13 protein-coding genes and 1 pseudogene are annotated in these 12,845 nt (G+C 68.3%); 7 read left to right on the top strand and 7 right to left on the bottom strand.

Annotated features, from left to right (window positions below; translation table 11 throughout):
* Positions 1–118 precede the first annotated feature (118 nt).
* From flgK to J2728_RS13465, 5 genes are read left to right on the top strand one after another with little or no spacing between them, the layout of a single operon-like run.
* Positions 119–2,230: a flagellar hook-associated protein FlgK gene (gene flgK / locus J2728_RS13445; protein ID WP_309999846.1), complete on the top strand. Its 2,112-nt coding sequence runs from the start codon at positions 119–121 to the stop codon at positions 2,228–2,230.
* Between the two features lie 3 nt (positions 2,231–2,233).
* Entirely contained in the window at positions 2,234–3,157 is a 924-nt protein-coding gene (locus J2728_RS13450; RefSeq protein WP_309999847.1) for a flagellin, read from the top strand.
* Positions 3,158–3,200: 43 nt separating this feature from the next.
* The gene (gene mnmA / locus J2728_RS13455; RefSeq protein ID WP_309999849.1) at positions 3,201–4,421 is read left to right on the top strand and encodes a tRNA 2-thiouridine(34) synthase MnmA; all 1,221 of its coding nucleotides are present in this window, start codon (positions 3,201–3,203) and stop codon (positions 4,419–4,421) included.
* Positions 4,422–4,476: 55 nt separating this feature from the next.
* A complete protein-coding gene (locus J2728_RS13460) occupies positions 4,477–4,926 on the top strand; it encodes a DUF4126 domain-containing protein (RefSeq protein WP_309999850.1) in 450 nt (149 codons plus the stop codon).
* The gene (locus J2728_RS13465) at positions 4,923–5,066 is read left to right on the top strand and encodes a hypothetical protein (RefSeq protein WP_309999851.1); all 144 of its coding nucleotides are present in this window, start codon (positions 4,923–4,925) and stop codon (positions 5,064–5,066) included. Before J2728_RS13460 ends, J2728_RS13465 begins: the two co-directional genes overlap by 4 nt.
* A gap of 10 nt (positions 5,067–5,076) precedes the next feature.
* Here the strand turns inward: J2728_RS13465 and J2728_RS13470 are convergent, their stop codons facing one another.
* The gene (locus J2728_RS13470) at positions 5,077–5,577 is read right to left on the bottom strand and encodes a winged helix-turn-helix transcriptional regulator (protein ID WP_309999853.1); all 501 of its coding nucleotides are present in this window, start codon (positions 5,575–5,577) and stop codon (positions 5,077–5,079) included.
* 196 nt (positions 5,578–5,773) lie between these two features.
* Entirely contained in the window at positions 5,774–7,951 is a 2,178-nt protein-coding gene (locus J2728_RS13475) for a putative bifunctional diguanylate cyclase/phosphodiesterase (RefSeq protein ID WP_309999854.1), read from the bottom strand.
* Between the two features lie 224 nt (positions 7,952–8,175).
* On the opposite strand from J2728_RS13475, the gene prfA reads away from it, so the two are divergent.
* On the top strand, positions 8,176–9,246 hold the full coding sequence (gene prfA, locus J2728_RS13480; RefSeq protein WP_309999856.1) for a peptide chain release factor 1: 1,071 nt from the start codon (positions 8,176–8,178) through the stop codon (positions 9,244–9,246).
* Positions 9,246–10,013 (top strand): pseudouridine synthase, encoded by a 768-nt coding sequence (locus J2728_RS13485; protein ID WP_309999858.1) that lies wholly within the window; start codon positions 9,246–9,248, stop codon positions 10,011–10,013. The genes prfA and J2728_RS13485 overlap by 1 nt, the downstream gene beginning before the upstream one ends.
* Here J2728_RS13485 and J2728_RS13490 read toward each other — a convergent pair.
* From J2728_RS13490 to ispG, 5 genes and pseudogenes are all read right to left on the bottom strand, one after another.
* Entirely contained in the window at positions 10,010–10,174 is a 165-nt protein-coding gene (locus J2728_RS13490) for a hypothetical protein (RefSeq protein ID WP_309999860.1), read from the bottom strand. The genes J2728_RS13485 and J2728_RS13490 overlap by 4 nt on opposite strands.
* Positions 10,175–10,454: 280 nt before the next feature.
* A pseudogene (locus tag J2728_RS22305) lies at positions 10,455–10,621 on the bottom strand (hypothetical protein); the annotation flags it as partial.
* Positions 10,622–10,643: 22 nt separating this feature from the next.
* On the bottom strand, positions 10,644–11,162 hold the full coding sequence (locus J2728_RS13500) for a glycine cleavage system transcriptional repressor (protein WP_309999862.1): 519 nt from the start codon (positions 11,160–11,162) through the stop codon (positions 10,644–10,646).
* Positions 11,163–11,265: 103 nt separating this feature from the next.
* Positions 11,266–11,667 (bottom strand): hypothetical protein, encoded by a 402-nt coding sequence (locus tag J2728_RS13505; protein ID WP_309999864.1) that lies wholly within the window; start codon positions 11,665–11,667, stop codon positions 11,266–11,268.
* 10 nt (positions 11,668–11,677) lie between these two features.
* The gene (ispG, locus tag J2728_RS13510) at positions 11,678–12,817 is read right to left on the bottom strand and encodes a flavodoxin-dependent (E)-4-hydroxy-3-methylbut-2-enyl-diphosphate synthase (protein WP_309999866.1); all 1,140 of its coding nucleotides are present in this window, start codon (positions 12,815–12,817) and stop codon (positions 11,678–11,680) included.
* Positions 12,818–12,845: the final 28 nt, after the last annotated feature.

Raw genomic sequence — 12,845 nt, forward strand, 5'->3', positions numbered from 1 at the left:
TGAAATTCAATGGCTTGGCATATATCGGGATGTTGATCCCCACCCCGCCCCGGCAAGTTTCGCCGGGCAAGGACGCGTCGTGCGTTGCGCGGTTTGCCGAGCTGAAAGGATCGTTCGCATGTCGCTGAACTCGATCATGGGCACGGCGACGTCCGGCATGATGGCGGCCCAGACGGGCCTGCGCGTCACGTCGGACAACATCGCCAACGTCAACACCAAGGGCTATGTCCGTAAGACGATCTCGCAGTCGAACATGCTGTCCAACGGCATGGGCGTCGGCGTCAGCATCGACGCCATCAAGCGCGCGACCGATCGCTTTCTGACCACGGCCAGCCTGAACGCCGCGTCCGAAAGCGCCCGCTCGACGGTGATCGCTCAGTCATTGGACAACGTGCAGCAGCTTTTCGGCGATCCGACCGGCTCGACCAGCTTCTTCTCGCGTCTGGACGATATCTTCACCGCCTTCTCCGCCGCGCAGGACGATCCCTCCTCGGCGCTGCTGCGCGGCCAGGCCATGACTCGCGTGGATCAATTCCTCAGCGAATCCAGCCGCATCACCTCTTCGATCTCAAAGCTGGGCAAGGACGCCGACACTCGCATCTCGGGCGACGTCGACCGGGTCAATGACCTGCTCAAGCAGATCGACGGCCTGAACACCGACATCACCCGCGCCAAGGTGGCCGGCGCCGACGCCACGGGGGCCGAGAACGTCCAGAGCGGCCTGGTGGACGAGCTGTCCAAGCTGATGAACGTCCAGATCACGCCGCGCACCATGGGCGGCGTGGTGGTCCGCTCGACCGAGGGCCTGCCGCTGGCGGGCGACGGCGCGGCCAATATCACCTACCAGACCTCGCCCACGGCGACCGGCTATCTGACGGTGCAGCTGGCCAACGGCTCGCCGGTGCCGATCCCGCTCAATATCTCGAGCGGCGAGATCAAGGGCCTGATGGAGGCCCGCAACACGGAACTGATCAATATCTCCGATCAGCTGGGCGAATTCACCTCGCGGGCGGCCGAGGAAATCAACCGCGCCGCCAACGCCGCCTCTGCCGTGCCGGCCCCCGCCGCCCTGACGGGCCGCGACACCGGTCTCGACGCCCAGGCCGCGATCACAGGCTTCACGGGCAAGACGACGATCGCCCTGACCGATGGCGCGGGCATGGTGCAGCGGCGGATCGACATCGACTTCACCGCCGGGACCATGTCGGTCAACGGCGCGGCGGGCCCGGCCTTCACGCCGGCCAACTTCATGGCGCAACTGAACACCGCCATGGGCGGCATGGGGGCGGCCGGCTTCTCCGGCGGCGCCCTGTCGCTGTCGGGCGTGGGCGGCCTTGGCGTCGCGATCGCCGACGACGCCACGACCCCCGCCGACAAGGCCGGCAAGGGCTTCAGCCACTATTTCGGTCTTAACGACATCATCCGAACCAACGGCTACTCGCCCTATGAGACAGGCCTGACCGCGACCGACGCTCACGGCTTCACCTCCGGCACCATGACCTTCCGCCTCACCGACGTGGAAGGCGGCCGCATCCGCGACGTCGTGGTCGACCCACCCGTGGGTGGAACCATGCAGGACCTGCTCGACGCGCTGAACTCGCGCGCCTCGGGCGTGGGTCTCTACGGCCAGTTCTCGCTGAACACCAAGGGCCAGATGACGTTCACGTCGAACACCACCACCCCGGTCACCATGTCGGTGGTGGGCGACACCAGCGAGCGCGGTGTCGGCGGCCCCTCGGTCAGCCAGCTGTTCGGTCTTGGCCCGGCCGAGCGTAGCACCCGCGGCGAGAAGTTCTTCGTCAACCCGGCGATGGAGCAGAACCCGTCGCTGGTGCCCCTCGCGAAGTTGGACCTGGTTCAGGCCATCAGCGGCAACGCCGCCTTGGTGATCGGCGACGGCCGCGGGGCTCTGGCCCTGGCGAAATCGGGCGACACCATCACGAACTTCTCGACGGCCGGCGACGCCTCGTCGGCGACCATGACCGTCTCGCGCTACGCGGCGGACTTCAGCGGGTCCATCGCCCGCAAGGCCAACACGGCCGAAAGCCGCAAGGACTCCGCCGAAGCCGTGGCCAGCGAGGTCGAAAGCCAGCGCCAGTCCGAGGAAGGCGTGAACCTCGATGAAGAACTGATCAACCTGACCACCTACCAGCAAGCGTTCAACGCCTCGGCCCGCCTGATCCAGGCGACCAAGGATATGTACGACGTCCTGACCGGCCTTGTGAGGTAAGCCATGACCCGGGTTTCCACCGTCCAGAACTACAACGTCATGACGTCCAATCTCATGCGGGCTCAAATCCGCCAGAGCGACGTCGGCGAACAGGTCTCGAGCCAGAAGGTCGCCTCCGACCTCAAGGGCTACGCCAAGAACGCCGAGATGCTGACGGCCATGCGCAGCACCCAGACGCGCATAGAAGGCATGATCGACCAGGCCAAGCTGGTGAACAACCGACTGCAGATGCAGGACACGGGTCTCGGCAAGGTCGCGGACTCCACCAAGTCGGCGCGCGACGCCGTCGCCAACGCCCTGGCCGCCGGCAGCGCCCAGACCCTGATGCAGCAGTTGCAGGCGTCCTTCGGCGACGTCGTGCAGGGCCTGAACACCAAGTCCAACGGCCTCTATGTGTTCTCGGGGGCCAAAACCGACACCGCCACGACCAGCGCCGCCAGCATGGGCGACTTGACGCTGGCGCCGACCACCGCCTCGCTGTTCCAGAACGACCAGTACATCGCCAGCAGCCGCGTCGACGAGCAGACCAGCGCCAAGATCGGCGTGCTGGGCGACGCCGTGGGCGTGCAGGTGTTCGAGGCCTTCAAGCAGGTGCAGGCCTATGTCGACGCCAACGGCCCGTTCACCGGTAAGCTGACCGACACCCAGGTGACGTTCCTCAACGGGCTGCTGCCCACCTTCGACACGGCCTACAAGGGTGTCGTCGACGCCCAGGGCAAGAACGGCGTGGCCCAGAAGCGGTTCGAAAGCGCGCAGGCCGACCTTGAGAACCGGGGCGATCTCCTGACCGGCATGGTTGGCGACATCGTCGACGTCGACATGGCCGACGCCGTGACCCGCCTGGAATCGGCCAAGCTGGCCGTCCAGGCCTCGGCCCAGGTGTTCACCAGCCTGCAGCAATCCTCGCTGCTGAACGTTCTGAAGTAGCCCAAACCTCGCAAATTCGGCGTTCCGCCGCTATATGGCGGCGATGACCGCCGAGACGACGACCCAGATCGCTTCCTCCAGCGCCGACTCCCTGATCGCGGCGGCGGTCGAACAGGCGCGCGCCGCCGTCGGCCTGCCGGAAGGAACCCGGATCGTCGCGGCGATGTCCGGCGGGGTCGACTCCACCGTCACCGCCGCCCTGCTGGCCCGCGCCGGCTACGACGTCGTCGGCGTGACCCTGCAGCTCTACGACCACGGCGCGGCGATCTCGCGCAAGGGCGCCTGCTGCGCCGGCCAGGACATCCTGGACGCCCGCATGGCGGCCGAGCGCATCGGCATCCCGCACTACGTGCTGGACTACGAAAGCCGCTTCCGCGAGCAGGTCATCGAGGATTTCGCCGACGCCTATTTGCGCGGCGAGACGCCGATCCCGTGCGTCCGCTGCAACCAGACGGTCAAGTTCCGCGACCTGTTGGACGTGGCCCGCGATCTGGGCGCCGAGGCCATGGCCACCGGCCACTACGTCCAGCGCGGCATGCCGGCCGGGACGAACCGCCCGCAGCTGCGCCGCGCCGCCGACCCGGCCAAGGACCAAAGCTATTTCCTGTTCGCCACCACGCGCGATCAGCTGGATTTCCTGCGCTTCCCACTGGGCGGCATGGACAAGCCGACCGTGCGCGCCGTCGCCGCCGGCCTGGGCCTCGCGATCGCCGACAAGCCCGACAGCCAGGACATCTGCTTCGTGCCCGAGGGCAAGTACACGACCGTCATCGACCGCATCCGCCCGCAAGGCGCGGAAGCTGGCGACATCGTGCACCTGGACGGCCGGGTGCTGGGCCGCCACGAGGGCGTGACCCGCTACACGATCGGCCAGCGCCGGGGCCTGAACGTCGCCGTCGGCGATCCGCTGTTCGTGGTCCGCATCGACGCCGCCAAGCGTCAGGTCATCGTCGGCCCGCGCGAGGCCCTGCTGACCGCCGCCCTCACCTTGAAGGAAACCAACTGGCTGGGCGGCCAGGACGACCTGACGGCGGCGGCCGACGAGGGACAGCCGGTGCTGGCGCGCGTCCGCTCGACCCGCGAGCCGGTCCTCGGTCGCCTGACCGTGCTGGACGGCGAGGTCGCGGTGGCCTTCGATGGCGCCGAGGAAGGCGTCGCGCCTGGCCAGGCCTGCGTGCTCTACGACCCCGCCGATCCCGAGCGCGTGCTGGGTGGCGGCTTCATCGCGCGGGCGGTGCGGGCGATGGACCTGACGCCGGCCTGATCGGATCGAAAGCCGGCCTCCCGTGTTCCGCAAGGAACATCCACGGAGGCCTTTCATGCTTCGATCCCTGCTCATCGGCCTTTCGGCCGGCTCCCGCGCCCTGACGCCGTTGGCCACGGTCAGCGAGGCCGCGCGCGGCGGTCATCTGGCGCAAGGCAATCCAGCCGTCCGCCTGTTGGCCCATCCGTTGTTCTCGGCAGGCTCCAAGGCGCTGGCGGCGGGCGAGCTGTGGGGCGACAAGATGAAGTCGGCGCCGGACCGCATCGTCCTGGCCGGCATCGCGGCCCGCTTGCTGGCGGGCGGACTGTCCGGCGCGGCGCTGGCTCCGCGCAAGCAACTGCTGCTCGGCGCTGCCCTGGGCGCCGGCGCGGCGGTCGCCGCGGCCTATGTCACGTTCGATATCCGCATGCGGGCCCTGCGCCGCTGGGGCCAGACGCCGACCGGCCTCGTGGAGGACGCCCTGACCGTGGGCGCGGCGCAGTGGGTGGTGCGAGGGGCGAAGTGACCAAGCCTCGAACGCCCGCGCCTAAGCCGCCACCGACGCCCAAGCCCGTCAAGGTCACGGCGGAGGGCGTGCGTGGCCAGCGCGATCACATCAAGGAATTGACCGGCGAAGACCCGCTGCGCGGGGGGATCGCGGACTAGGGCAAAAGCCCTACTCCGCCGCCATGTTCGCCGCCTCCAGCGCCTCGCCCACGGTCAGGCCGGGCGCTTCGCGCGGCGCGCGTTCCAGGTCGCGGCGGTCGACGACTTCACCACAGGCCTCGCAAGCCAACACGGGATGAAAGGCGCAGCCGCAAGCCTTGTGTCGGAACAGCACCGGCGAGTTGTCGCGGCCATAGACGTGGCGGTCGCCCCACTCGGCCATGGTCAGCAGCACCGGCGCCAGGGCCAGGCCCTTTTCGGTCAGCCAGTATTCGTGGCGCGGCGGGCGTTCGGAGTAACGGCGCGTCTCCATGACGCCATGGCCGACCAGGCTTTTCAGCCGCGCCGCCAGGACGTTGCGAGCGACGCCCAGCCGCTCCTGCCATTGCTCGAAACGCTTCACCCCGGCGAAGGCGTCGCGCAGGATCAGCAAGGTCCACGGGTCGCCGACGACCTCGAGGGTGGCGGCGACCGAGCAGCGCTCGTTGGTGTAGTCAGCGGTTCGACCCATGACGGGAGGGTGCGGCGTTCCGCGACGGAAAGCAAGAGCGTTGCGTTTGAAGATGAACTAATGTAGGTTTTTATTCGCAATCGACTCTCTCGGTTATTGCGAACTGGCGAGGGGCCGTGGCGTCCACCACGGGCCGCTCGCCTCTTTCCCATCACGATCGCGGCGCGCCGAACACGGCGATGAGGATCTTCTCCTCCTAAGCCGCGTCGGGCTGGGCCGGCGGGCGGATGCGGCCGCCCTGAGCCAGCAAGGCGTCGATAGCCTCCGCCGGGATCGGAGGACTGAACAGAAAACCCTGCGCCTGGGCGCAGCCGATCGCCTTGAGGATCTCGCGCTGGGCCAAGGTCTCGACGCCCTTGGCCATGACCGAGAGGCTCAGCGCCCTGGCCAGGCGCACGATGGCGGCGACCACCGCCTCGGAGTCGGCGTCATGGCCCAGCGGCGCCACGAAGCTGCGATCGATCTTGATCCGGTCGATCGGGTAGAGGCGGATGTAGGACAGGCTGGAGCAGCCAACGCCGAAGTCGTCCAGAACCAGCGAAAAGCCCATTTGGCGCAGACGGTCGACCGTCTCGTGCGCGCCTTCGCCATCGCCCAGCAGAGCGCCCTCCGTGATCTCCAGAGCCAGCTGGCGCGGATTGGCGCCGGTCTCGCGGATCAGTTCGGCCAGCTCGTCGACGAAGCCGGCGCGCTTCATCTGCCGGACCGAGACGTTGATCCCCACCTGCAAGCCGCGCCAGCGGAGGCTGTCCTCCAGCGCGCGCCGCAGAACGTAGCGGCCCATCTCCTGGCTGAGGCCGCAGTCCTCGGCCAGCGGGATGAAGGCGTCGGGCGGTATCGCGCCGCGCGTCGGATGCGACCATCGCGCCAGGGCCTCGACCCCCACCACGCGATCGGCGGCGTCCACCTGCGGCTGGTACTCCAGACGCACCGCGCCGTCGCGTAGCGCCGCGCGCAAGTCCTCCTCCAGCGCCCGGCGCGCCTTCAGGGCCGCGTCCATGGCGTCCTCGAAGAAGCAGTAGCGGCCGCGCCCTTCGCTCTTGGCGCGATAGAGGGCGACGTCGGCCCGCCGCGCGGCCTCGGCCGCGCCGATGTGAGCCTCCTCCGGCCCCACCAGCACCACGCCAACCGAACCGCTGACGAAGTGGACGCCGAACGACATCTCCATCGGCCCGCACAGGGCCTTCAGCAGCCGCTCGGCGACGATGGCCGCGCCGTTGGCGTCGAGGTCCGAGGCGACCACGCCGAACTCGTCGCCACCCAGGCGGGCCACCGTCTCGCCGCCGCGACAGACGCTGGCCAATCGCTCGCCGACCTTGCGGATCAACTCGTCGCCCGCGGCGTGACCGTGCGTATCGTTGACCGCCTTGAAGCGGTCGAGGTCGATCGCGAGCACCGCCATGGCCCGCCGCTTGCGGTCCAGGCCCTCGATCGCCTGACGCAGGCGCTCCTCGAACAAAAGGCGATTGGGCAGGCCGGTCAGACCATCGTGCAGCGCCAGGTGCTTGGCGCGCGCCTCGCTGGCGATCAGGCCCTCGGCGATCAGCCGACCGCGCCGGGCCAGGAGAATGGTCGCCAGCGCCAGGGCGCAGACCACCCCCATCACCGGCCCCATCATTCGACGCAACAGGCGCTGGCCAGGATGCGGCGAGCTCCAGTCCAACGTCGCCACCACCTTGCCCGCCGCGTCGCGCAGCGGCAGCTGGGCGTAGCCTTTCTCGATGTCGGCGTCGACTTGGTGCAGATGGGCCCCGTTCAGGAAGAAGCGGTCGGCGAAGCCGTTCAGATACGGCCCGTTGATCTTGAGCGCGGTCACCACGATCGGCGCGCGCGGCTGTCGCAGGACCGTCCCGCCGTAGTTAGGCCGCACCAGGCTGGCCGTCGTCAGATAGATTTCGTCGTCGATCTTGGCGAAGGCGCTGACCTGCACCGGCGATGAGACCAGTCCGCCGTCGCCAGCGGGGCCCTTCGCCGACGGCGAGGCTCGTTCGGCGGCGCGCAGCTTGGCGATCAGCGGCGCCAGCGTGGTCTCGCGCCGAGCGGCCTCCGCGGGCGCGAGACCATCGCGGTCCTGCTGGCCCAACCGGATCCGATCCTGGCCATCCAACACGAAGACTTGCTCAAAGCCGAACTGCTCGGTCAGTTCGGCGACAATGTTCTTGCGCGCCCAGGCTTCGTCATAGCGGTTGTCGAGGCGGCGGACCGCCTCGTCCGAGATCATCAGGGGCGCGACGCCGCGCTGGATGTCCTCGACGCTGCCGGCTATCCCGCGCGCGACCAGATCACGGTCATGAGCCCGAGACTCATGGTCGATCTGTTCCGCCAGCGTGATCATGACCGACAGAAGCAGTCCGATCGTAGCCAGCGAGATCATCGCCAGCGGCAGCGCCATTTTTCTAGAAAGTCGCGTCATCGCGCGGCTTTACCCCTAACGAACTTGGCTCCGACTGTTTCAAGAAATGGCTAAGCTCGGCCTAAGCGGTCACCTTGGCCAAGGCGGACAAGGTGCGGCGAACTGTCTCACCCCAAGCGTTCACTTTGGGACCGAAAGGTTCTAGAGAGACCGACCCGTCCCCTCAGAGCTGCGCGAAACCTCCCTTGCGACTTCCCCAGGCCCGTCTCGACCAGGTTCTCGATCGTTTCCGCGAAGTGGAGGCGCGCATGGGCGCGGCCACCGACGGGACCGAGATCGTCAAGCTCTCCAAGGAGCACGCCGAGCTGAAGCCGGTGGCCGAGGCCGTCGAGCGCCTGGCCAAGCTGAGCGCCGAGCGCGCCGAGCTGGACGTCATGGCGGCCGATCCGGAAATGGCCGACATGGTCCGCGACGAGATGGCCGAGCTCGACGAGAAGCTGCCGGTCCTCGAACGCGACCTCGCTTTGATGCTGGCCCCCAAGGACAAGGACGAGAACGCCTCGGCCATCCTGGAAGTGCGCGCCGGCACCGGCGGCGACGAGGCCGCCCTGTTCGCCGGCGACCTTTTCCGCATGTACCAGCGCTACGCCCAGCTGCACGGCTGGCGCGTCGAGATCGACAGCATCTCGGAAGGCGAAATGGGCGGCTACAAGGAAATCGTCGCCTCCATCACCGGCGACGGCGTGTTCGGCCGGCTGAAGTTCGAAAGCGGCGTCCACCGCGTGCAGCGCGTGCCGGCCACCGAAGCGCAAGGCCGCATCCACACCTCGGCCGCCACCGTCGCGGTGCTGCCCGAGGCCGAGGACGTCGAGATCGACATCAAGGAAAGCGACCTGCGGATCGACACTTACCGGTCCTCCGGGGCGGGCGGCCAGCACGTCAACAAGACCGACTCGGCCGTGCGCATCACCCACTTGCCGACCGGCGTGGTGGTGACCTCTTCGGAAAAGTCGCAGCACCAGAACCGCGCCCGGGCCATGAAAAACCTGAAGGCGCGCCTTTACGACATGCAGCGCGAGGCGCTGGACAGCGCCCGCTCCGAGGCCCGCAAGAGCCAGGTCGGCAGCGGTGATCGCTCCGAGCGCATCCGCACCTACAACTTCCCGCAGGGCCGGGTGACCGACCACCGCATCAACCTGACCCTCTACAATCTGTCGCGTATCATCGAGGGCGACGCCCTGGACGACGTGATCAACCCGCTGATCGCCGAGGATCAGGCCGAACGCCTGGCCAGCCTGGAAGAGAGCTTCGGGTAATGGGCTGGACCCGCACCTACAACGAGGCCGAGCCCCAGCGGGTCAACAAGTGGCTGGCCCAGAGCGGTGTCTGCTCTCGCCGGGAAGCCGAACAGCTGATCTCCGACGGCCTCGTGTCGATCGACGGCGAGGTCGTGGAAGACATGGGCCGCAAGATCCAGCCGGGCCAGACCTTGGTCCTGGCCGATCGGGCGACGGCCAAGCTGGACGGCACGCCCACCTACCTGATCCACAAGCCGCGCGGCGTGGTCTCGTCCCAGCCGGATCCGGGCCAGGTCCCGGCCGCGCGCCTGCTGACGCGCGCCAACCTATGGGGCGACGCGCGCGGCGTGACCATCCCACAGTCGGGCGACCTGATCCCCCCCGTGGGGCGGTTGGACAAGGACTCGCGCGGCCTGCTCCTGCTGTCGCAGGACGGCGTGGTGGCCAAGGCCGTGATCGGTCCTCAGTCGGATCTGGAGAAGGAATATCGCGTCGCCGTCATGGGTGAGCTGACAGACGAGAAGCTGGAGCTTCTGCGCTTTGGCCTGGAGCTCGACGGCCGCGAACTGAAGCCGGCGGAGGTGGAGGTGATCTCCGACCAGCGCCTGAGCTTTGTGTTGAGGGAAGGTCGCAACCGACAGATCCGCCGGATGTGCGACCTCGTGGACTTGAAGGTGGTGGACCTGTTCCGCGTGCGGATCGGTCCGTTGGACCTGGGCGACATGCCCGAAGGCCGCTGGCGGCCGCTGACCGCGGCCGAGCGGACCAGCTTGGTCGAAGCCTAGCCGATCTGGTCGATGATGTCGGCGCGCAGCTCGGCGCGGGTCATGCCGGGCCAGGCCCATTCGCTTTGAGCCGGACGCGCCGGCGACAGCGCGACGCGCTGTTGGGTTTGGACGCGGGGCTGGCGCCGAACGGCGGCCTCGCGGATAGAAACGATTTTCATGAAGTTCCAAAACAGGGGCCCGCGAGATTGCCGGCCCCAAACGCTAGATGGGTGGGAAATCGCTCAAGGCCGTCTGTAACGGCGCGGAGCGAGCGAAGCACCGCCCCCGGCCGATAACCGGCGCGGAAATGTAAGCGGGCGATCGCTTATGGATAACAGATGGTGCGCCACCCGTCCCGTTCAAGGGGCGCGGCGGATAATCGCAGGATCGCGAGACGGTATAGTTGGCGGCCTCGCGCGGAAAGCGGACGCTCCAATCGTCTTTTCAGGGTGGAAGTCGGACCAAGTCCTCACCCCAGCGGGGGAGGTGACGGCGAAGCCGACGGAGGGGGAAGAAGCCGGCTTGGCGGGACTTCCCCCTCCGGCCTTCGGCCTCCTCCCCCTCTGGGGGGAGGATTTTCCAACTGTCCGCCTAGGGCCGCGAGCCCCGTTTAGCTTCGGCGCCAGTTTGGGACGCTCAGGCCGCCCCCTACCCCGCCGGGCTCAGCGCGATGTCGACCATGATCTCGCCGGAGATGGCTTCCAGCGCGTCCTGCACGGCGCCGGCGGTCACGCCTGGCGGCAGGCGCAGGCGGGCGTCCAGGTGGAACAGAGGCGCGCCTTGATGGGGCTCGATGCTGAGGCGCGAGCCGAAGCTCTCGATATTGGCCCCCAGGTCGCTGAGCACGCCGGTGACTTGGTGGACGATGCCCGGGCGATCCTGGCCGACGATGCCCAGCTGAAGCAACTCGCCCGTCGCGACCGGGGCCTCGACCGTCGGGGCGATCCGCACCTCCAGCCCGTGCGCGTCCACCGCCGAGACCGCCGCGCGCAGGGCCTCGACCTTGTCGTCGTCCAGCGCGACCAGCACCGAGCCGACATAGAGCCCGCCCAGCTGGCTAAGGTGGCTCTCCAGCCAGTTGCCGCCGGCCGACAACACGGCGCCGGCCAGGGCTTGGGTCAGGCCAGGCCGGTCGCTGCCCGTGACGCTCAGGATCAGGGTGGTCATCGAGGCGCTCCAAAAACGTGGAGGCGGAGCCCGCCACGCGGCCGCGCCGCTGTCAATGCATCGGCGCCGGTGTGGGGGTCATCCCGCCCGTAGCCGCCAGCGACTAGGGGCGCGGCTTCGTATAGGGCGTGAACGGCCCGAGGCTGACGGATTCCGATTGGAATTGAGAGCCCTGATCCACCAGCGTGACCATGTCCAAGCGGCACAGCTGGCTCCCGTTCATCTTGGTCACAAGCACCTGGTCGCGGCGCAGGCTGTCGGCGCCGATCGACGGGCGGTTCACGTAGGTCACGCCGTTCTTCATGCGGTAGACGATCGCCACGCCGTCGACGATCTCGCTGGAGTCGGTGTCGCGCGCATTGATGCAGTCGACCGGCTTGCCGGCCACGCGACCGTCCAGCAGCCGCGCCAGCTTGACCTCCGGGGCCTCCTTCGGCGCGGCGATCGCGCCGGACGCCGCCGCCAGAACCACAACCGCCGCCAAGGCTTTCGGCATCGAATGCATCGCGCTGTCCCTATTCCGCGGCCAGGGCTCCGGCCGTCTTGGCCGCCTGAATCTCGGCGGCCTTCTTCTCAACGAGTTCGACGATGTGATCGATCATCCCCTCGTTGGATTGTTTGTGGTCGGGCTTGCCGGCCATGTAGACCATGCCCGCGCCCGCGCCGCCGCCCGTGAAGCCGATGTCGGTCATCAGGGCCTCGCCCGGACCGTTCACGACGCAGCCGATGATCGACAGCGACATCGGCGTGGCGATGTGGGCCAGGCGCTCTTCCAAGGCCTCGACGGTCTTGATGACGTTGAAGCCCTGCCGCGCGCACGACGGGCAGGCGATGATGTTGACGCCCCGGTGGCGCAGGCCCAGCGACTTGAGGATATCGAAGCCGACCTTGATCTCTTCGACAGGATCCGCGGCCAGCGACACGCGGATGGTGTCGCCGATGCCGGCCCACAACATCGAGCCGATGCCGATCGAGCTCTTCACCGTGCCGGTGCGGGTGGCGCCGGCCTCGGTGACACCCAGGTGCAGCGGGCAGTCGATGGCCTCGGCCAGCTGGTAGTAGGCGGCCACGGTCATGAACGGGTCGGACGCCTTCACCGAGATCTTGAACTCGTGGAAGTCGTGGTCCTGCAGGATGCGGGCGTGGTTGAGCGCGCTCTCGACCATCGCCTCGGGGCACGGCTCGCCGTACTTCTCCAGCAGCTCGCGCTCCAGCGAGCCGGCGTTGACGCCGATCCGCATCGAGCAGCCGTGGTCGCGGGCGGCCTGGATCACGTCACGCACGCGGTCGGGGCTACCGATATTGCCCGGATTGATCCGCAGGCAGGCCGCGCCGGCTTCCGCCGCCTCGATGCCGCGCTTGTAGTGAAAGTGGATGTCGGCCACGAGCGGGACCTTCGCCTCCCGGGCGATGGTCTTGAACGCGGCCGTGCTCTCGACGTCCGGGCAGCTGACGCGGACGATGTCGGCGCCGGCCTCCTCCAGCTGGCGGATCTGCTCCAGCGTCGCGGCCGCGTCGCTGGTCAGGGTGTTGGTCATCGACTGCACCGAGATCGGCGCGTCGCCGCCCACCTCGACGGCGCCCACGCGGATCTTGCGCGAGGGCCGACGCGTGATCTGGCGCCAGGGACGGACGGACGTGTGGTCTGCGGACATGCGGCTAATTTAGAGGGTCTCGAGCCGC

The organism is Caulobacter segnis (assembly GCF_031454995.1).
GTDB classification, from domain to species: domain Bacteria; phylum Pseudomonadota; class Alphaproteobacteria; order Caulobacterales; family Caulobacteraceae; genus Caulobacter; species Caulobacter segnis_E.